We start from the raw sequence: 19,968 nt of genomic DNA, 5'->3' as shown, positions 1-19,968 counted from the left end.
TGGCCAGTCAGTCCAACTCGTCCAGCAACTTCCTCAGCTCGGCCACGTCCTTCTTCGACAGCCGGCGGTGTTCGGAGAAGTGTGCGACCAGCGGTGCGACCCTCCCGCCGAACAATCGGTCGAGCAACCCTTCGCTTTCGGCCGAGATATAGTCTTCGCGCGATAGCATCGGGCGATAGAGGTAGCGGCGCCCATCCTGTTCTGCGCTGATCGCCTGCTTGTTGAGCAGCCGATTCACCAGTGATTTCACCGTGCCCAGTTGCCAGCCCTGGGCGGGGCCGACCGCCGCAAGGATGTCTTCGGTACTGCGTGGTGCCTGTTCCCACAGGGCCACCATAACCACGGCCTCCGCTTCGGTAATCGGCGTACTCATGCGTGGGCCTTCGCCGCGGCGGGGCAGCCCGTCGTGGGAATGATGTCGATGCTGCGCAGGCCGCTGTCGGCCTTGTCCGAGTACACCACGTCGGCGGATGCATTCGGCGTGACCCTCAGGATCTCCCGCGACGTCCGCAGGTGATGGTCGTGGTCCGATGCGCTGTCGATGGTGACATCGAGCATCCCTGGCTCCGTCGAAGGCACGACGGTGAAGGCGACCTTCCATGCAGGCTTGCCGTCGACCGCCGTCGGAGTCACCGTTGCGGGCTGGTTCTCGTAGGCGCAGACGGTGACATGCGCATCGTTCCCGTCGTTCGACGCGATGCGTGCTTCGACCTGGTACTGCGGCTTGCCCGCGGCGGGGGTGGGCGCCGCGCTCCATGCGGTGGCGGTGACGCCGGCCAGGGCGAAGGGCAGGGCGACGAGGGCGAGCGTGCGACGACGGCGGGACGGCGACTGCTTCAACATGGCGATGCGCTCCATCAAGGGGTGTCGTGAAGGCCATGGGCAGCCCGCGGGCAACGCGACCATGGCGTGGTTTTTCAGCAGAGCTTCGGCGTAAACGCGCCGGGAGGACGGTTGCCGCTGCACGACGGCAGCGTCGCAGGCGAGCTCCTGGTCCGTGCGGAAGGCACGCAGTGCCCACCATGCGAAGGGATGGAACCAGAACGCGCAGGCAAGCCCATGCGCGAGCGCTGCCCAGAGTGCATCGCGTCGTCGGGCATGGGTCGCCTCGTGGTCGAGGACCAGCGCCCGCTCGCCGGAAGCGAAGCGCTCGTCGAAGTCGGCAGGCAGCACGATGCGCGGACGGAGGATGCCGACCTGCGCCGGGCCGAGGTCCGGGCGCGAGGCCTTCAGCACGGGGATGCCCGCGTGATCCGGCAGGCGGCCGGCGTCGCGCAGGGCCCGTTGGTAGCGCCACTGCGCCACGGCGTGCCAGGCGAGGGCGAGCACGCTCCCGACCAGCCACGCCATGGCGAGGGCCGCACCGGCATCGACGCCCGCCGGCGTATGCGTCACCCGGGCTGCGGCGGCACTGGTTGCCTCGCGTAGCGACGTCGCGATGGACATGAAGGGAGCGCGGCTGTCGGCTAACGGCAGGCTGGCGACGATGAGCGCAAGCGGCAACGCCGACCAGAGCATGTACGTGGAGCCCGCGCCGAACACGCGCCGCCACGGGCGGCGCAGGACCAGCAACCAGCCGGTCGTGATGGTGAAGGCGAGCACGGCGCGAATGGCGACGTCGGCTAGTCCCGGTGCCAGCGGTTCGAGCATGGTGTATCTCCGTTTACATCCGTAATCGTAACGTGAGATTACACGTGTAAACGAAAATGACAAGCCCCGCGAGGTACCCAGCCCGCATCGCGCAAGATCCGTCAGGCGGGGAGGGCGCATCGCCGCTACGCTTTACCCATGACCGACGATCGCTTCCGCCACGTGCTCGCTTACATCGATAGCCACCTCGACGACGTGCTGTCGCTCGACGTGCTGGCGACGCAGGCCGCGTATTCGCCGTTCCATTTCCACCGACGCTTCGCCGCGCTGACGGGCATGGGCGTGCATCGCTACGTGCAGCTCTCCCGCTTCAAGCGCGCCGCATGGCAAGCGGCGTTCCGTGCCGACGTGCCGGTGACGGCGATGGCACTGGATGCTGGTTACGAAAGCCCCGAAGCATTCGCCCGCGCGTTCCGCCAGCGCCTGGGCCAGTCGCCTTCCGCGTTCCGCGAACAACCCGACTGGGCGCGCTGGGCGCGTGCCTGGCACGACCTTGACCAGGTAAGGAGATTCCATATGCCCGTGCGCCACGCCCACGACGATGTGCGCATCGTCGACTTTCCAGAAACACCGGTAGCCTGCCTGTCGCACGTCGGGCCACCAGGACGCATCGGTGAGACCATCCGGACATTCATCGCATGGCGTCGCGCGAACCACCTGCCGCCAGCGAAGGCGGCGACGTGGAACCTCGTTTACGACGATCCCGACGACACGCCGCCGGAAACGTATCGGATGGATATTTGCTGCACATGCGCCAACGTCCTGCCGAACACGCAAGGCGTCGTCGCAGCGCAGATCGATGGCGGTCGCTGTGCGGTGCTCCGGCATGTCGGTGCCGATGCGCAGCTGATCGACAGCGTTCGCTTCCTCTACGGCGAATGGCTCAGCGCCACCGATGAAACACCGCGCGATGCACCGCTGTTTTTCCAGCGCGTCGCCTTCTTCCCCGACGTGCCCGAGCACGCGGCGATCACCGACATCTACCTGCCCATCGTTTGAACGTTCCTGCGCAATGTGCGCAGTAACTTGCGAACGGGTAAGCACCGACGCATCGGGTCGAAATCCTTCTTCACCCGATTTGCACGACTTCCGTCACAAGAACACCCCCTTCGTCAACCAAAACACCCCCGAAGAAAGGATGGCGAAAGTTTCAACGCCGCCTTCTCGATGGACAGGGGGAGACACGGCGGGACGGTCGGGGGTTCGCAATTTCCTGCGCCGGAACACCTGCAGTGACAACGCCAGCACGCAACGTGAATGGCATTCCTACGGGCAAACGAAGGAACACAACGCAATGAAGATCGATGCTTTTCGCGTCACTCGCAAGACGGCATTGACGGTCGCGATCACCCTCGCGATGACGACCCTGGGTGCGCACGCAGAGGATGCGTGGGTCTCCACGAATACGAAGGCAGCGCTACTGCCCGCAAGCAGCAGTAGCCAGGTGATGGCCGCCAGCACGACGGCGTCGACCCCTGTGTCCGCCGGCTACACCATCAACATGACCGGGCAGCCGTCGCTCGCCGGCACCGCGGTGACCGCGGCCGCCGCGGACCAGCCGCTGCACGTGGTCATCGGCATGAAGCTGCGCAATCCCGACCAGCTGCAGGCGTTCCTGCATAACGTCACCACGCCGGGCAACGCGGCCTTCGGCCACTTCCTGACGCCCGACCAGTTCAAGGCGCAGTTCGGACCGACCCAGGCCCAGGTGAACGCGGTGGTCGCGCACCTCCAGCAGAACGGCTTCACCAACATCCAGGTAGCGCCGAACAACCTGCTGATCGAAGCCGACGGTACCGCGGGCGCGGCAACCAATGGCTTCCACACCTCGATCAAGCGTTTCAGCCAGGGCGGTCGCGAGTTCTTCGCCAATGACACCCCGGCGCTCGTGCCTGCCGCGCTCGGCGAATCCGTCAACGCCGTGCTCGGCCTGCAGAACGTGTCGGTCAAGCACACGCTGCACCACGTGTACCACCCGGAACGCGTCACCGCCCCGGGCCCTGCCGCAAGCACGCAGGCAGCCGCGGCCGTGGCGGCCCACCACCCGCAGGACTTCGCCGCGATCTACGGCGGTAGCGGCCTCGCGGCAGCGACGAATACCGCGGTCGGCATCATCACCTGGGGTTCGATCACCCAGACCGTCACCGACCTCAACAGCTTCACCTCCAGCGCCGGCCTCGGCACGGTGAACAGCACCATCACCAAGGTGGGTAGCGGCACCTTCGCCAACGATCCGGATTCCAACGGCGAATGGTCGCTGGACAGCCAGGACATCGTCGGTATCGCCGGTGGCGTGAAGCAGCTGATCTTCTATACCTCGGCCAACGGTAACTCCAGCTCGTCGGGCATCACCGATGCCGGCATCACGGCGACCTACAACAAGGCGGTCACCGACAACATCGCCAAGCTGATCAACGTGTCGCTCGGCGAAGACGAAACCGCCGCCGAGGAATCCGGCACGCAGGCGGCCGACGACGCGATCTTCCAGCAGGCGGTCGCGCAGGGCCAGATCTTCTCCATCGCATCGGGCGATGCCGGCGTGTACCAGTGGTCGACCGATCCGACCTCGGGCTCGCCCGGTTATGTCGCGAATTCGGCGGGCACGGTAAAGATCGACCTGACCCACTACTCGGTCAGCGAACCGGCCAGCTCGCCGTACGTGATCCAGGTGGGCGGCACGCAGCTGTCGACCAGCGGCACGACCTGGTCGGGCGAAACCGTGTGGAACGAAGGCCTTGCGGCGATCGCGCCGAGCCAGGGCGACAACAACCAGCGCCTGTGGGCGACGGGCGGCGGCACCAGCCTGTACGAAGCGGCGCCGTCCTGGCAGTCGTCGGTGTCCAGCAGCACCAAGCGCGTCGGCCCCGACGTCGCCTTCGACGCGGCCTCGTCGTCCGGTGCCCTGATCGTCGTCAACGGTTCGACCGAGCAGGTCGGCGGTACCTCGCTGGCGTCCCCGCTGTTCGTCGGTGCGTTTGCCCGCATCGAGTCCGCCAACGGCAATGCGATCGGCTTCCCGGCATCGAAGTTCTACGCCGCGTTCCCGACGCAGACCTCGCTGCTGCATGACGTCACCTCGGGCAACAACGGTTACCAGAACCATGGCTACACCGCAGCCACCGGCTTCGACGAAGCCACCGGCTTCGGCAGCTTCGACATCGGCAAGCTCAACACGTACGCCGCGGCGAACTGGGTCACCGGCGGTGGTGGCGGCACCACCAACACGCCGCCCGTGGCGAACTTCAGCGTCGCGACGAGTGGCCTGACCGCGACCTTCACCGATAGCTCCACCGATAGCGATGGCAGCATCGCATCGCACGCGTGGACCTTCGGCGACGGCAGCACGTCGACCGCTGCCAGCCCGAGCCATACGTACGCGGCTGCCGGTACGTACAGCGTCAGTGAGAAGGTCACCGACAACGCGGGTGCGACGAACACCAAGACCTCCTCGGTCACGGTGACGGCCACCGGCGGTGGTGGCGGCAACGTGCTGCAGAATGGCGTGGCCGTGACCGGCCTGTCGGCGGCGAAGAATGGGCAGCTCAGCTACACCGTCGCCATTCCGGCCGGCGCGAAGAACCTGAAGGTCGCGATCTCGGGCGGCTCGGGCGACGCGGATCTGTACCTGAAGTTCGGCTCCGCGCCGACGACTTCCAGCTACGATTGCCGCCCGTACGTTACCGGCAACACGGAAAGCTGCTCGGTGACCACGCCCAAGACCGGCACGTACTACGTCATGCTCAACGGCTACGCCGCGTTCTCGGGCGTGACCCTCAAGGCGACGTGGACTAACTAACCGCTTTAGGCGTCAACGTTGAACCGATGCCCGTCCCCCTGGGGGCGGGCATCGTCGTGTCAGGGCGAGGTCCAGTGATAGCTGTCGACGACCTTGCCGTCGCCATCGATATCGACCGACCATGCCTCGATGTCGCGCAGCACCGGGTGGACCCACCAGAGCCGCCGCACGCACGGGCTGGTGCAGCGCCGCGTCGCCGAATCGATGAATCGCGCCGCCGGACCGGCGTTATCCGCCGTTTCCACTTCCGGCGAGAACCAGAACGATGCGCGGGCGGCCGCCTCCGTCCCGCCGGCGCGGGTCGCTTCCAGGGCGCGGCCCTGGCCGTATGAGATGGCGACGGTGGCGGTTACCCCTACCGCAAGCAGCAGGCCGAGGGCCTGCACGCAGCGAACGCCCAGGCGGCGCGCATGTTCCGATGGCATGTAGGCATCCCTGTTGAGCCGCGACTGGGCGCACGATAGCAGGAAGGCGGCGATGGCTTGAATCGTCCGGTCGATGTCCCCGCAGGGGCTGTCGGGGCCATGGACGGCGGCGCACACTGTATCCCTACAGTCACGGAGGCCGACCACCATGAGCACCGATACCGCACTGATCGTGATCGACGTCCAGGAGTCGTTCCGGCACCGGCCTTACTGGCGGGACGACGGCGTCGCGGCCTACCTGGAGCGGCAGCAGGCGTTGATCGACGGCGCAAGGGCGCAGGGGATCGCCGTGGTACGCATCTTCCACGTCGAAGACGAAGGCGTGTTCTCGGAGGCCTCGGGCTACGTGGCGACGATGGCGCCGTTGCGCATCGAGCCGGCGGTGACGTTCCGCAAGCGCCGGCACAGCGCCCTGATGGGTTCGGGGCTCGACGTGTGGCTCGTCGAGCACGGTATCCGCCGGGTGATCATTTCAGGCATCCGCACCGAGCAGTGCTGCGAGACGACCACGCGGCATGCTTCGGACCTCGGTTACGACGTCGACTACGTCGGCGAAGCAACGCTGACCTTCCCGATGACCGACGCCACGGGGCGCGAGTGGAGCGCTGCCGAGATCCGCGCCCGCACCGAACTCGTCCTCGCCGGTCGCTTCGCGCGCATCGCGACGGTGGACGAGGCGCTCTCGCACGGCCTGACCCGGGCGGCGTGATGGCCACGTTGCTGCCCGTTTTCGTTGTCGTGCCACCTCGCGTCCTGCTGCTTGACCTTGCAGGTCCGATCGAAGTGTTGCGCAAGGCCAACCTGCTGCAATCCGAGGTGTGTTTCGAGGTGGCTTTCGTCGGGCCGCGACGCCGGGTCGGAAGCTCGATCGGCCTGGGCATCGACGGCATCGCCAGCATGCCGTCGCGGCTGCCCGCCGGATCGATGGTGGTCGTCCCGGGCCACGCCGACGTGCCGATGGGCGCGCCGCGCACCACGCCCGCCGAGGATCTCGAAGCCGAGCAAGCGATCGTCGACTGGCTGGCGACGGTGGTGAAGCCCGGCATTCGCGTGATGTCGATCTGCTCCGGCGCCATGCTGGTGGGACGTGCCGGCTTGCTGGACGGCTTCGAATGCACCACCCATCACGCGGACACGGCGAAGCTGGCCGAAGCCGTCCCGCAGGCGACGGTCCGCGAGAATCGCCTTTACGTGGAAGACGGCGAGCGACTCAGCAGCGCCGGCATCACCTCGGGCATCGATCTCATGCTGCACGTCGTCGCCGACTTCGTCGGGCCATCCATCGCCGTGGCCATCGCGCGCTACCTCGTGGTGTACCTGCGCCGTGCCGGCGGCGATCCGCAACTGTCGCCGTGGCTCGAGGGCCGCAACCACATGCACCCCGCGATCCATCGCGCGCAGGACGCGGTGGCGTCGGATCCGGCAGGGCCCTGGTCGGTCGATGCATTGGCACGCGTCGCGGCCGCCAGCCCCCGCCACCTGTCACGCCTGTTCAACGAGCATGCCGGCATGAGCGTGAGCGAGTACGTGGCGCGCATGCGCCTGGCCCTGGCCCGCGAGCTGCTGGCCGAATCGCGTCTCGACATGGAAGCCGTGGCCGAGCGATCCGGCTTCGGCTCGTCGCGCCAGCTTCGCCGTGCATGGGCACGCAACCACGCGCTGCCGCCCAGTCACTTTCGTGCGGCCCCCGGGGCCGGGTGAGCCGTCGGGTCAGGCAAGCGGCGTCGGCAGCGATGTGGTCGTCGGGCGGCGGCGAAGGACGGCGTCGTCCTGCACGGGAAAGGCATGGGCTACCGCGCCACGCAGGACCAGCGGGCTGACGTAACGGCGATGCACGCGATCGATCAGTCCCAGGTAGACGCGACCGAACGCGTTCCGGCAACGCACGCGGGTCCCCAGGGTGACGTCGACGCGACCGTCGACGACGCGCAGCGCGACGCAGGAGCGGAACGACAGGTGCTTGTCGTCCGCGCCCAGGATCACTTGCGCGAAGCTGTCGTCGCCGTCGATGCGCTGGTCGAGCACGGGGAAGCGACCGGCGAACACGCGCTTGTCCAGCGGTGCGAGGAGCGACGAGACCGGGCAGGCGAGTGGCGAGCGGCGAAGCCCCAGGGGCATGACCAGCAGGTTGCGCAACGCCATCAGCCGGGACACGCTCCCCGGCGGATGCTTCATGAAGGCATCGAGCAGGTCGGCGAGGAGGACCGACGCCCGCGCATGGCGCGGCTGGCGCTCGGCGAGCACGAGCCGGAAGCCGTCTTCGTGGTCGACCGCGCCGGCGAACTGCTCGCGCAGCAGGGAGTCTGTGTCGGGCGCATCCAGCTCCACCACGGTTTGCCAGCCTTGCGTGCGCGACAGGAAGCCTCCGCCACGGCCCCAGCCCGCGAGCAGTGCGCGGACCTTGCCCAGCGTTCGCCGGGCGAAGCCGCATAGGGTCACCTGCAGCGAACCCGGTGCGGCCTCAAGCGACAGGCTCGCCGTCGGCACATGCACATGCCCGGGCGTCATGCCATCCAGGAGCGCCTGCACGGCGTCCGGCAGCAGCTCGGTCAGCGAGGGGATGCTGGCGCCATCGTCGAGCACCTGCTGGCGCACCGCATCGGGAAGGTCGCCGCCCAGCTCGTTGGTGTGGCACGACAGGGCGAAGAACGCGGGATGGCCCGACCCAGCGCGCAAGGGCTGGAACTGATGCCAGGTGCCGCCGCCGAAGCGGACGGTGAACAGCGAGTCGGGCGGGATCTCGACATGGCGCAGCGCGCGCAGGAAATGCGTGGGGTCGTCGGCGAGTTGGGCGGCCGTTGCCGTGCAGAAGCGCAGCAGGGCACCGCTGCTGCCCGACACCGCGGTAAAGATCCGATGGCCGGCGTGGCGGTGGAACGGGTGCCCCTTGGCGCCCACCGCGAAGGTGTAGAGCGAGCTTGGGTCGTCGTGCTCGAAGTGCGTGCCGGCCAGCTTCGCCGACGGCTCGTCGAGCTCGTCCACGAAGGCCGCGTGCGCCCGCTGGCGCAACGAGGAGGCGGCTACCAGCTGGCTACCCGCGCCATGCCCGAGCTGGGCGATAAGCGACACCTCAACGGGCGGGCCGTCCGCGGCAGAGGGGATGCTGATGCTGGGAAACGATGCGACGGACTCGGCGTGCGATGACATGGCGATCCCTCTACCGATGGCGGCTGCTGTCAGCCTGGCTGTTTCTTCGTGGAAAGCTTCTTCGACTCGCGCTTCAGCGGCTTGCCCACCGGGCAGATTTCGAAGGCGAAGCCGGTGAGCGTGTTGACCAGGCTGTCCCGGTTGAGCTGGTAAACCACGAACTGGCCACGCTTCTCGCTCGATACCAGGCCGGCGCCCTCGAGGACGGAGAGGTGCCTGGAAATCGATGGGGCGCTCATGTCGAAGCGGCTGGCGATCTCGCCGGCGGTCAGCTCGGTGGCCGACAGGTAGGCGAGGATCTCGCGACGGGGCCGCGAGGCGAGGGCTTCGAACACCTTGTCGATGGCCATGGATGTTTCGCTAATTAGCAAAGTTGCTAAGTATCTAAGCGCAGATCATCCACCAGGTCAAGCATGGGACGCCGGGGCCCCATGGGGGCGGCGGGTCTCATCCCCGGAGACCCGCGGCGCTTATGCTTGCCACCAGCCCAGGGTTGAAGGATCAACATGCTCACCACGCTCGCCGTCGCCAACTACCGCTCGCTGCGCTCACTGGTCATGCCGATGTCGTCGGTCAACCTCGTCACGGGCGCGAACGGCAGTGGCAAGTCCAACCTCTACCGTGCGCTCCGGCTGCTCGCCGAAACCGCGCAGGGCGGCATCGTTGGTGCGCTCTCGCGCGAGGGTGGCCTTGGCTCCACGTTGTGGGCGGGCCCCGAAAAGTTCTCCAAGGGCATGCTCGCCGGCACCCAGCCGGTGGAGGGCCTTCGCCGCGAACACTCGATATCGCTGCGCCTCGGTTTCGCCAGCGATGATTTCGGCTACGCGATCGACCTCGGCTTCCCGGTGCCGTCGATGTCGGCCTTCGATTTCGATCCGGTGATCAAGTCCGAGGTGATCTTCAAGGGTGCCTTCCTGCGCGACGCGAACAAGCTGATCGAACGCAAGGGGCCGTCGGCACGTTCGCGCGAGGGCAGGAGCTGGCGCGACATCGGCGGATACCTCGCGCCGTTCGAATCGATCTTCACCCAGGTCGCCGACCCCGAACGCGCGCCCGAAGTCATGCTCCTGCGCGAGACGATCCGTGGCTGGCGCTTCTACGATCATTTTCGTTCCGACGTGGATGCGCCCGCGCGCTCGCCGCAGCTGGCGACGCGCACGCCGGTGCTCAGCCACGATGGTCGCGACCTTGCCGCGGCCTGGCAGACGATCCGCGAGATCGGCGACGTTGCCGCCCTCGATGCGGCGGTCGACGACGCCTTCCCCGGTGCGCATGTCAGCATTGCCTCCGAAGGCAGCCGGCTGGTGCTGTGGTTCCACCAGCCCGGCCTGCTGCGTCCGCTGTCGGCGGGCGAACTGTCCGACGGCACGCTGCGCTACCTGCTTTGGATCGCCGCACTGCACACGCCGCGGCCGCCGCCGTTGATGGTCCTCAACGAGCCGGAGACGAGCCTGCATCCGGACCTCTTGCCGGCGTTGGGGCGACTGATCCTCGCGACATCGACGCGAAGCCAGGTCTGGGTCGTATCACACGCGTCGCGGCTGATCGCCACGCTCGAGGCATCGGACGCATGCCATTCCGTGCGCCTGGAAAAGGTCCTCAGCCAGACGGCGATCCAGGGCCAGGGCATGCTCGACGAGCCACCGTGGCATTGGCTGGCGGAGCGCTGAGGGCGTTACCATCGGCGCAGCTACGCGGAAGGGAAACAAGCATGCTGGTCCACGGTGCGTGCCATTGCGGCAACATCACGTTTGATCTCGAATGGCCCGACGGCGTCGTCGTCCAGCCACGCGCATGCAGCTGCACGTTTTGCCAGAAGCACGGCGCGACGTGGACGGCGCATCCCGATGCGGTGCTGTCGGTGCGTATCGTCGACGCGGCGCGTGCCGCGCGCTATCGCTTCGGCACCAGGACAGCCGACTTCCATGTGTGCGCGACGTGCGGCGTGGTTCCGCTGTGCACCGGCGAGATGGATGGCAGGCTGCATGCCGTGGTGAACACGCGGACATTCGAAGGCATCGGCCCCTTGCCGGATCCGGTCGTCGTCGACTTCGAAGGCGAGCAAGCGTCGGACCGCCTCGGCCGCCGCGCCCGCCATTGGATCGCCCGGGTGACGTTGGCATCCTGAGCCGGACGCCATGCGCGGATACGTCCGGTGTCCGCTGCTTGTCCGCGGACACCGGGCATCACGGGGCCATGCGGTCTGGCGCGCGGCACGGCTTTTGCTCGGTACATCGCACACTCACGCAAGGGAAGCGATCGATGAAGCGATTGATCGGGTTGTTGTTCGCACTGGTGGCAACGGCCGCCATGGCCACGCCGCCGGGGCATTTCGAAGAACGCGCCGCGAAGATCGAAGGCGTCGACTATCGCTACCAGGTGTTCGTTCCGGGTGGTCTCTCGCCATCGAGCCATCCGCCGATCGTCCTGTTCCTGCACGGTAGCGGCGAGAAGGGCGAAGACAACAAGGCGCAGATGAGCCAGGGCTTGCCGCCGTGGCTGAAGGAACACCTCGATTTCCCCGCGGTGGTGGTCATGCCGCAGGCGCATCCGCAACAAAGCTGGCGACATAACACGGTGGCGTCTGCCGCGCTGGCGATCCTCCGTACCTCGATGGCCGAGTTCCATGCCGATCCGAAGCAGGTCTACGTCACGGGTTTGTCCGACGGTGGTTTCGGCGCGTGGAAGCTCGGCGCCGAGCACCCCGGGGAATTCGCCGGGCTGGTGATCATCTGCGGCGGCGTGTTCTCCACATGGGACGGCCAGGCCTACACCGCCATCTGGGGTGCGCCCGCACACGACGGGCCGCAGGCGCTGTTCGACTGGGTGGCGGGGAAGGTGAAGGGCACGCCGGTCTGGCTGTTCCACGGCGCCGACGACGGCACCGTCCCGCCCGAACAGTCGCGCCAGATGCACGCCGCGCTCGAACGCATCGGCTCCCCGGTCCGCTACACCGAGTACCCCGGCGTCGGCCACGGCTCCTGGCAGAAAGCCTACGCCACCCCCAACCTCTGGCCCTTCTACCACCCACCCCAGTTGTAGGAGCGCGCCTGCGCGCGACCATCCCAAACCGACGCTACGAAGCGATTTGGTACAGGCCGCCGTAGCGACCAGCGCCTCTAAAAAGGGATCGTCTGGAATGACATGATCATATATCGACAATCGATAAATGATATGCCATGATCCTCTCATTCACCGACAAAGACACGGAAGCGCTCTTTCACGGTCATTGCCCGCGGCGCTGGATCGCCTTTGCGACGGTCGCGCGCCGAAAGCTCGCACAGCTCAACGCAGCCGCCACGCTCGCCTTCCTGGCGTGTCCGCCGGGTAACCGGCTTGAGTTGTTGAAAGGTGATCGCGCCGGGCAATACAGCATCCGCATCAACGACCAGTTTCGTCTTTGTTTTCGTTGGGTGGACGGCGATGTGCACGCCGTCGAAATCGTCGATTACCACTAGAGGTGTCCCATGACCGAGAGGCTGCCCCCAGTCCATCCCGGCGAAGTGCTCCGCGAGGATTACATGCGCCCGATGGGTCTTTCTTCGAATGCCCTTGCCCTCGCCATCGGCGTCACGGCAGCGCGCGTCAACGAGCTGGTGACGGGCAAGCGTGGCCTTACCGCCGATACCGCACTGCGCCTCGCACGGTATTTCGGCACCGACCCACGTAGCTGGATGAACCTGCAACTGAACTACGAACTGGAAGTGGCGGAGCGCCGCATCGGCGACGCACTCGAGCGGATCACACCGCGCGTAGCAGCCTGATCCGGATCAGACGGCTGCGTCCAGGGATGCCTGGCGCATGTCGCCCGGCGTCTCGTCCATGCCGGTGGCCATGACTTCCACCCGGTCGCGTCCCGTCCGCTTGGCCTGGTAGAGCGCTGCGTCGGCGGTGTCGATCAGTCGCTGGATGTTGTCGCCGGTGCCGGTGGCAACGCCGACGCTGGTGGTGAACGCGATGGCCTGGCCGCCATGGCTGGCCGGGGAGCGTTCGACCAGCGCACGCAACGACTCGGCCAGCGTGGCGGCGACGTTCGGGCTGGTGCACGGGGCCAGCAGCAGGAACTCTTCGCCACCGTAGCGCGACAGCAGGATGCCTTTCGATGCACCGCCGCCGTCGCGCAACACCTGGGCGAAGTGTTTGAGCACCGCATCCCCGCCGGCATGGCCCCAGCGATCGTTGATCGCCTTGAAGTGGTCCAGGTCGAACAGCAGGGCGGCGTGGGTGTGTCCGCGGTTGCCCTGGAGGATGGGCGCCGCGGCCTTGAGCAGGGCGGAGCGGTTCAGCAGCCCGGTCAAGCCGTCGAATTCGGCGGCTTCGCGCAGGTCGTGGACCAGCCGCTGGGACAGCATCAGGGTGAACCCGGTGCTGAGCAGGAAGGTGCACAGGATCCCGAACAGGTAGTTCGAGGTGGTCAGCAGCGAGGTGAGCTCGGGCGAATCGATCTCAGGATGCAGTGAGATGAAGCCGCGAGAAATATAAAAAAGGGTGTCGACGACGAAAACCGCCGCGGTGAACGCCGCGCCGACCCTCAGCTCGCGCGGTGCGCGGAACAGCAGGAAAAACACCATCCACGCGTCCCATGTCACGCTCTTCAGCCCGAAGACGATGCTTTCGACGGCGCCCGAGGGCGGCCAGAGCATGAAGCCGGCCTGGATCAGCAGGAAGAGGGCGATGACCAGGCCCGGCCAGCGCCAGCGCAGCGGGCGGCCCAGGTGCATGGCGATGCCGACCAGCATGGCAGCGTTGGCCAGGGCGATCAGGGCGCTGCCGACGATGGCGGAAAGAAATTTGCCGTTTTCGTCGTAGCCCTCGGCCAGGCCGGCCAGGGTCAGCAGCCAGAACGCGGCGGCCCACACGTGCAGCGCGGCCATGCCACGCAGTACGAGGCTCAGGAGCGAGAAACTCAGTGCGATGGCAATGCCGACCGCCAGGCCGATGATGCCCAGCGTGTGGATGTCCAGCCCGGTCGTCCCATCCATCCGTCCCGCTCCCCCGTGCGGCTCGTCGGCCTCATTCTAGGGCCATAACGCACGCCGTGCCGCGCGGTTACACGGGGGGCGCCGACATGGGCCAACTTGCGCGAAGCAAGGTATTTGCGATAGAATTGCTGAATCTTAAGCGCCGTTGGCCATCGATGACACATTGATGACCGCGTCGGCTTCAAGGAACTTTCTTATTACAAGAAAGCCTCCTCGTGAGGCTTTTTTGTTGGGCGCAGGGAGCGCGTCCCGCGACACTCGTGAGCGCCATCAAGGCTTTACGACAGGCGCTGTAGGAGAGTGTCGGGATACATCGGCGACGAAAGGAATGGGCCGTTCGCGCCCTTTTTTTGTTTCTGGCGACCAGAAAACCGCAGGTAACGTGGACACAAACGCACTATCACAGCGCTTCTCGGAGATCGTGGCCGACCTTGGCCTCGAAGTCCTTGGCATCGAATTTTCCCCGGCCGGTGGCGGGCAGAGCACCCTGCGCGTCTTCCTGGATGTCCAGGAGGACCAGCGCGAAGGGCGCGAGTCCCCCGAGGTCAACGTGGACGATTGCGAAGCCGCCAGCCGCGAGTTCTCGGCCTGGCTGGACGTTGAAGATCCGATCCCCGGCAACTATGTACTGGAAGTCTCCTCGCCCGGCATCGACCGGCCGTTGTTCACTGCCGCGCAATTCGCGCGCGTGACCGGCCAGGAAGTGAAGGTGTTGCTGAAGGCTCCCATCGAAGGCCGTCGCCGACTCAAGGGCAACGTCGTTGAAGTCAACGGCGAGCATATTGTCCTGGAAGGCGAGGCCGGCAAGTTCGAATTCGAGCACGCGGACGTTGAAAGCGCCCGCGTGGTTCCCGACTGGGTGGCCCTCGGCTATGCGCCGCAGCCGAAGCCCACGCCGGGCGCCAGCAAGAAATCCAAATAACGACACGACGGGATGCCTCGGGGCATCCTCATGGGAGTAGCGGCAATGAGCAAAGAACTTTTGCTGGTAGTCGACGCGGTCGCCAATGAAAAGGGCGTGCCGCGCGAAGTTATTTTTGATGCCATGGAAGCGGCGCTTGCCTCGGCCGCCAAGAAGCGCTACCCCGATGAGGACCCGGATATCCGCGTCGAAATCGACCGCAACACGGGCGATTACGAAACCTTCCGCCGTTACGAAGTCATCGCCGACGACGCCGAGATGGAGTCGCCGTTCTTCCAGGTGCGCCTGATGGACGCGCTGGACGACGACGAGAACTCGGTGGTGGGCGACCTGCTCGAAGAGCAGATCGAAAACGCCGAGTTCGGTCGCATCGCGGCGCAGGCTGCCAAGCAGGTGATCGTCCAGCGCGTCCGCGAGGCCGAGCGCCAGCAGGTGGTCGATGCCTTCGTCGATCGCGTGGGCGAGCTGGTCACCGGCATCGTCAAGCGCGTCGAGCGCGGCAACGTCTACCTCGACCTCGGCAGCAACGCCGAAGCCTTCATCCCGCGCGACAAGACGATTCCGCGTGAATCGCACCGCGTGGGCGACCGCGTCCGCGGTTACCTGTACGAAGTGAAGTCGGAAATCCGTGGCCCGCAGCTGTTCGTCTCGCGCAGCGCCCCGGAATTCATGATGGAGCTGTTCAAGCTCGAAGTGCCGGAAGTCGGCCAGGGCCTCGTCGAGATCAAGGGCTGCGCCCGCGATCCGGGCGACCGCGCGAAGATCGCCGTGGTTGCCCACGACACCCGCACCGATCCCATCGGCGCCTGCATCGGCATGCGCGGTTCGCGCGTCCAGGCCGTGTCCAACGAGCTCAACGGTGAGCGCGTCGACATCATCCTGTGGCACGAAAACCAGGCGCAGTACGTCATCAATGCGATGGCGCCGGCCGAAGTGCAGTCCATCATCATGGACGAAGAAAAGCACTCGATGGACATCGCGGTGGCCGAGGACAAGCTGTCCCAGGCCATCGGCCGTGGCGGCCAGAACGTCCGCCTCGCCAGCAAGCTCACCGGCTGGCAGCTCAACGTGATGACCCAGGACCAGGTCACCGCCAAGACGGAAGCCGAGCAGCAGGCCGCGCTGGCGCTGTTCATGGACCGCCTCGAAGTCGACCAGGAAATCGCCGGCATCCTCGTGCAGGAAGGCTTCTCGTCGGTGGAAGAAATTGCATACGTGCCCAGCGCCGAGCTGCTGGCCATCGACGGCTTCGACGAAGACATCGTCGAAGAGCTGCGCGCCCGCGCACGCGATGCCCTGCTCACCGAAGCGCTGGCCGTGGAAGAGAACGTGGAAGGGCCGGAACAGGAGCTGTTGGACCTGGACGGCATGGACGAGGCCACGGCATACGCCCTGGCCGAGCGCAACGTGCGCACGCTTGACGACCTGGGCGACCTGGCCGTTGACGAACTGATCGATATCGAAGGCATGACCGAGGAGCGCGCTTCGCAGCTGATCATGGCCGCGCGCGCACCGATGATCGCCCGACTGGAGAAGGGCGGCTAAGCGCGGGACCGGAAGCGCCCCGGAGGGGCGCCCCGAGGGAGGCCACGCGGCTTCCCGCCAGGGATGGAGGCAGCTTGAGATTGCATCAAAGGCACGGGTAACGCGCGGGAACGGCGGAGATTAAAGAACGATGTCGGACGTCACGATCAAACAACTGGCCCAGGTACTGGGCATGCCGGTCGACAGGCTGCTTACGCAGCTTGGCGAAGCCGGAATGAGTTTCAACAACGCGGAGCAAGTCATCAGCAGCACTGAAAAGGTGAAGCTGCTTGGCTTCCTGCGCCGTACGCACGGCAAGAACGAGCCCGCTCCCGAAGTGGACGACACGGCGCCGCGCCAGATCACGCTCAAGCGACGCACGGTCGGCGAGCTGAAGGTCAGCTCCGGCTCCGGCCGCGGTGCGGGCCCGGCGAAGACGGTCAACGTCGAAGTGCGCGCGAAGCGTACCTACGTGAAGCGCGGCACGATCGGCGACGACGCCGGTGCCGACGCCGAGCGCGAAGAGGCTGCGCGCAAGCTGGCCGAATCGCACGCCGAGCGCGAGCACGAAGAAAACCAGCGCCGCGAAGAAGCCGAGCGCCGCGAGCAGGCCGAAGCGGCCCGCATCGAGGCCGAAGCCGAGTCGCGTCGCCAGGAGGAAGCGGCTGCGGAAGCGCGCCGCCAGGCCGAGGCTGCCCAGGCTGCCGCGGAGCGTGCGCGCGCCGAGGAAGCCTCGCGCGCCAGCGAATCCAGCGCCGAACCGGTGGCTGCCACGCCTGCATCGGCGACGCCGGAAGCGGCGCCTGCCGCTCCCGCCGCTGCCGCTGCCACGGACGAACTGGGTCACCAGACCTCCAAGCTCGATACGCGCTCGCTCGGCATGATCCTGCCGCGCATCCATGAGCCGCGTAAGCGCGAGCGCATCGTTTCCAAGCCGACCCCGCCGCCGCCGCCCCCGGCGCCGGCACCGGCTCCCGTCGCGGCACGTCCGGCACCGGCACCCGCCGCTGCGGGCGCACGTCCGGCACCCGCTGCCCGTCCGGCTCCGGGTTCGGTCGCGGCTGCCAACGACACGCGTGGCAATGCCCGTCCCAAGCACGGCGCTGGCGGTAACAACAGCGGCGGTGGTGGCGGTCGTGGCAACGAGCGCGAAGGCAAGCGGTTCGCCGGTGGCGAAATGCACCTGTCCGATGCCGATCGCGCCCGTCGCTCGAGCGGCAAGGGTGGTCGTGGCAAGCCGGGCCGTGGTGGTGGTCGCAGCGAGCCGTCGCGCGGTTCCGCCGGTTCGTCCGGTCCGCACGGCTTCACCCGCCCGACCGCCGCCGTCGTCCGCGACGTGGTGATCGGCGACAACAACATCGTCGCCGACCTCGCGCAGAAGATGGCCGTGAAGGGCGCCGAAGTGGTCAAGGCGCTGTTCAAGATGGGCGTCATGGCGACCATCAACCAGACGATCGACTTCGATACCGCATCGCTCGTGGTCGAAGAGCTGGGCCACAACCCGGTCCGCGTCGCCGAGAACGGTGCCGAAGCGGCGCTCGCCTCGCACACCAGCGCGGTGGAACTGGAAGGCGACAAGGTGACCCGTCCGCCGGTCGTGACCATCATGGGCCACGTCGACCACGGCAAGACCTCGCTGCTGGACTACATCCGTCGCACCAAGGTGGCGTCGGGCGAAGCCGGCGGCATCACGCAGCACATCGGCGCGTACCACGTCGAAACCAGCCGCGGCGTCATCACGTTCCTGGACACCCCGGGCCACGCGGCGTTCACCGCCATGCGTGCGCGCGGTGCGCAGTCCACCGATATCGTGGTGCTGGTCGTGGCCGGTGACGACGGCGTCATGCCGCAGACGGTGGAAGCCGTGAAGCATGCGCGCGCCGCCAAGGTGCCGCTGATCGTCGCGCTGACCAAGATGGACAAGACCGACACCAACGTCGATCACGTCAAGCAGGGCCTCGGCAACCTCGAAGTCATCCCGGAAGAGTGGGGCGGCGACACGCCGTTCGTGCCGGTGTCCGCGAAGACGGGCATGGGCATCGACGACCTGCTCGACGCGATTTCGATCCAGGCCGAAGTCATGGAGCTCAAGGCCGTGGCCGATGGCCTCGCCTCGGGCGTCGTGATCGAATCCAGCCTGGATCGCGGTCGCGGCCCGGTGGCGACGGTACTGGTCCAGCAGGGCACCCTGAAGAAGGGCGACTTCGTGGTCTGCGGCATCGAATACGGCCGCATGCGCGCGCTGATCGACGAAACCGGCAAGCAGGTCAACGAAGCCGGTCCGTCCATCCCCGTGCAGGTGCTGGGTCTTTCCGGCGTGCCGGAGTCGGGTGACGACTTCGTCTGCGTGGCGGATGAGCGCCTCGCCCGCCAGGTGGCCGCCGAGCGTCAGCAGAAGCGTCGCGAAACGCGCCTGGTGACCAAGTCGAACCGCCTGGAAGACATCATGGCCCAGATGAGCCAGGGCGAGGGTCAGCAGACCCTCAACATCCTGGTCAAGGCCGATGTGCAGGGTTCGGTGGAAGCACTGCGCGACTCGCTGACCCAGATCGGCAACGAGCGCGTGAAGGTGAACGTCATCGCCTCCGGCGTGGGCGGCATCACCGAGTCGGAAGCCCAGCTGGCCGCGGCCTCGAAGGCGCTGGTCATCGGCTTCAACGTCCGTGCCGATGCATCGGCACGCAAGGTGATCGACACGGCGGGCCTCGACGTCCGTTACTTCTCGATCATCTACGACGTGATCGACCAGGTGAAGCAGGCGGCCTCGGGCCTCCTCGGCATGGAAGTGCGCGAAGAGATCATCGGCGTGGCCCAGGTCCGCGACGTGTTCCGTTCGTCGAAGTTCGGCGCGGTCGCTGGCTGCATGGTCATCGAAGGCATCGTCAAGCGTTCCAAGCCGATCCGCGTGCTGCGTGACAACGTGGTCGTGTTCCAGGGCGAACTGGAATCGCTGCGCCGCTTCAAGGAGCTGGTGGACGAAGTCCGCAACGGCACCGAGTGCGGCATCGCGGTCAAGCAGTACAACGACGTCAAGGTCGGCGACCAGATCGAGTGCTTCGAGCGCATCGAAGTGGCTCGCACGCTGTAATTGGAAGACCCCGCCTCCCCGGTTCGCCGGGGAGGCTTTTCTTGTTTATAGGAGGCGGATATGCCGTCCCGTGATTTCAAACGCACCGATCGCGTTTCCGCCGAGCTGCGCCGCGAGATCGGCCTGCTGGTGCACGCCGCCGTGCGCGACCACGCACTGCCTTCGGTCAGCGTGTCCGACGTGGAAACGACCAAGGATCTCGACGTGGCCACGGTGTGGGTGACGGCATTGATGCCGGAAAAGTCCGCCGAAGCCGTGAAGGGCCTGAAGGAACTGGCCAAGGAATTCCGCCGGGAGCTGTCCCGCTCCATGCGCCTGCGCCGCGTCCCCGAACTGCGCTTCAAGTACGACGAATCGGTCGACCGTGGCGAGCGCATCGAGACGCTGCTGCGCGAAAACCCGGTGCCGCCGGCCGAAGAGCCCAACGAATAACG

19 protein-coding genes are annotated in these 19,968 nt (G+C 66.7%); 13 read left to right on the top strand and 6 right to left on the bottom strand.

Features of this window, described 5'->3' with window-relative positions; genetic code table 11:
- Positions 1–7 precede the first annotated feature (7 nt).
- Positions 8–373, bottom strand: coding sequence for a BlaI/MecI/CopY family transcriptional regulator (locus tag KPL74_09730; protein QWT22275.1), 366 nt, complete (start codon positions 371–373; stop codon positions 8–10).
- The gene (locus KPL74_09725; protein ID QWT22274.1) at positions 370–1,650 is read right to left on the bottom strand and encodes a M56 family metallopeptidase; all 1,281 of its coding nucleotides are present in this window, start codon (positions 1,648–1,650) and stop codon (positions 370–372) included. Before KPL74_09725 ends, KPL74_09730 begins: the two co-directional genes overlap by 4 nt.
- Before the next feature lie 138 nt (positions 1,651–1,788).
- Here KPL74_09725 and KPL74_09720 point away from each other — a divergent pair, with 138 nt between their 5' ends.
- Positions 1,789–2,649 carry an AraC family transcriptional regulator gene (locus tag KPL74_09720; protein QWT22273.1) on the top strand — a complete coding sequence of 287 codons (861 nt, stop codon included), beginning with the start codon at positions 1,789–1,791 and terminating at the stop codon, positions 2,647–2,649.
- A 295-nt stretch (positions 2,650–2,944) separates the two neighbouring features.
- Complete coding sequence (locus KPL74_09715) at positions 2,945–5,446, top strand: pre-peptidase C-terminal domain-containing protein (GenBank protein ID QWT22272.1); 2,502 nt, start codon at positions 2,945–2,947, stop codon at positions 5,444–5,446.
- Between the two features lie 59 nt (positions 5,447–5,505).
- On the opposite strand, the gene KPL74_09710 is transcribed toward KPL74_09715, so the two are convergent.
- Positions 5,506–5,871 carry a hypothetical protein gene (locus tag KPL74_09710; protein ID QWT22271.1) on the bottom strand — a complete coding sequence of 122 codons (366 nt, stop codon included), beginning with the start codon at positions 5,869–5,871 and terminating at the stop codon, positions 5,506–5,508.
- A 148-nt stretch (positions 5,872–6,019) separates the two neighbouring features.
- Between KPL74_09710 and KPL74_09705 the strand changes: the two genes are divergently transcribed.
- Positions 6,020–6,580, top strand: a complete 561-nt coding sequence (locus KPL74_09705) for an isochorismatase family protein (GenBank protein QWT22270.1) — start codon at positions 6,020–6,022, stop codon at positions 6,578–6,580.
- Complete coding sequence (locus tag KPL74_09700) at positions 6,580–7,572, top strand: helix-turn-helix domain-containing protein (protein QWT22269.1); 993 nt, start codon at positions 6,580–6,582, stop codon at positions 7,570–7,572. Before KPL74_09705 ends, KPL74_09700 begins: the two co-directional genes overlap by 1 nt.
- A gap of 9 nt (positions 7,573–7,581) precedes the next feature.
- Here KPL74_09700 and KPL74_09695 read toward each other — a convergent pair whose 3' ends face one another.
- Both KPL74_09695 and KPL74_09690 read right to left on the bottom strand, forming a co-directional pair.
- The gene (locus KPL74_09695) at positions 7,582–9,018 is read right to left on the bottom strand and encodes a DUF2867 domain-containing protein (GenBank protein ID QWT22268.1); all 1,437 of its coding nucleotides are present in this window, start codon (positions 9,016–9,018) and stop codon (positions 7,582–7,584) included.
- A gap of 29 nt (positions 9,019–9,047) precedes the next feature.
- Complete coding sequence (locus KPL74_09690) at positions 9,048–9,368, bottom strand: metalloregulator ArsR/SmtB family transcription factor (protein ID QWT22267.1); 321 nt, start codon at positions 9,366–9,368, stop codon at positions 9,048–9,050.
- A gap of 156 nt (positions 9,369–9,524) precedes the next feature.
- Between KPL74_09690 and KPL74_09685 the strand changes: the two genes are divergently transcribed.
- From KPL74_09685 to KPL74_09665, 5 genes are all read left to right on the top strand, one after another.
- Positions 9,525–10,688: an AAA family ATPase gene (locus KPL74_09685; GenBank protein QWT22266.1), complete on the top strand. Its 1,164-nt coding sequence runs from the start codon at positions 9,525–9,527 to the stop codon at positions 10,686–10,688.
- 41 nt (positions 10,689–10,729) lie between these two features.
- Positions 10,730–11,146, top strand: a complete 417-nt coding sequence (locus KPL74_09680; GenBank protein QWT22265.1) for a hypothetical protein — start codon at positions 10,730–10,732, stop codon at positions 11,144–11,146.
- A gap of 134 nt (positions 11,147–11,280) precedes the next feature.
- Positions 11,281–12,060 carry a prolyl oligopeptidase family serine peptidase gene (locus tag KPL74_09675; protein ID QWT22264.1) on the top strand — a complete coding sequence of 260 codons (780 nt, stop codon included), beginning with the start codon at positions 11,281–11,283 and terminating at the stop codon, positions 12,058–12,060.
- Positions 12,061–12,197: 137 nt separating this feature from the next.
- The gene (locus KPL74_09670) at positions 12,198–12,476 is read left to right on the top strand and encodes a type II toxin-antitoxin system RelE/ParE family toxin (GenBank protein ID QWT22263.1); all 279 of its coding nucleotides are present in this window, start codon (positions 12,198–12,200) and stop codon (positions 12,474–12,476) included.
- A 9-nt stretch (positions 12,477–12,485) separates the two neighbouring features.
- Positions 12,486–12,782, top strand: coding sequence for a HigA family addiction module antidote protein (locus KPL74_09665; GenBank protein ID QWT22262.1), 297 nt, complete (start codon positions 12,486–12,488; stop codon positions 12,780–12,782).
- Positions 12,783–12,788: 6 nt separating this feature from the next.
- On the opposite strand, the gene KPL74_09660 is transcribed toward KPL74_09665, so the two are convergent.
- Positions 12,789–14,000, bottom strand: coding sequence for a GGDEF domain-containing protein (locus KPL74_09660; GenBank protein QWT22261.1), 1,212 nt, complete (start codon positions 13,998–14,000; stop codon positions 12,789–12,791).
- 382 nt (positions 14,001–14,382) lie between these two features.
- Here KPL74_09660 and KPL74_09655 point away from each other — a divergent pair, with 382 nt between their 5' ends.
- The 4 genes from KPL74_09655 to rbfA all read left to right on the top strand — a co-directional run bounded on the left by KPL74_09655 (position 14,383) and on the right by rbfA (position 19,966).
- Complete coding sequence (locus KPL74_09655; protein QWT22260.1) at positions 14,383–14,922, top strand: ribosome maturation factor RimP; 540 nt, start codon at positions 14,383–14,385, stop codon at positions 14,920–14,922.
- Positions 14,923–14,967: 45 nt separating this feature from the next.
- Positions 14,968–16,467 carry a transcription termination factor NusA gene (gene nusA, locus KPL74_09650; protein QWT22259.1) on the top strand — a complete coding sequence of 500 codons (1,500 nt, stop codon included), beginning with the start codon at positions 14,968–14,970 and terminating at the stop codon, positions 16,465–16,467.
- A gap of 130 nt (positions 16,468–16,597) precedes the next feature.
- The gene (gene infB / locus KPL74_09645; protein QWT22258.1) at positions 16,598–19,534 is read left to right on the top strand and encodes a translation initiation factor IF-2; all 2,937 of its coding nucleotides are present in this window, start codon (positions 16,598–16,600) and stop codon (positions 19,532–19,534) included.
- A gap of 60 nt (positions 19,535–19,594) precedes the next feature.
- Positions 19,595–19,966 (top strand): 30S ribosome-binding factor RbfA, encoded by a 372-nt coding sequence (rbfA, locus tag KPL74_09640; protein QWT22257.1) that lies wholly within the window; start codon positions 19,595–19,597, stop codon positions 19,964–19,966.
- Positions 19,967–19,968 lie beyond the last annotated feature (2 nt).

The sequence above is a fragment of the Bacillus sp. NP157 genome (assembly GCA_018889975.1).
Classification (GTDB): Bacteria; Pseudomonadota; Gammaproteobacteria; order Xanthomonadales; family Rhodanobacteraceae; genus Luteibacter.
The sequence above is the reverse complement of the archived record's forward strand: the minus strand, read 5'-3'. Positions and strand labels throughout refer to the sequence as shown.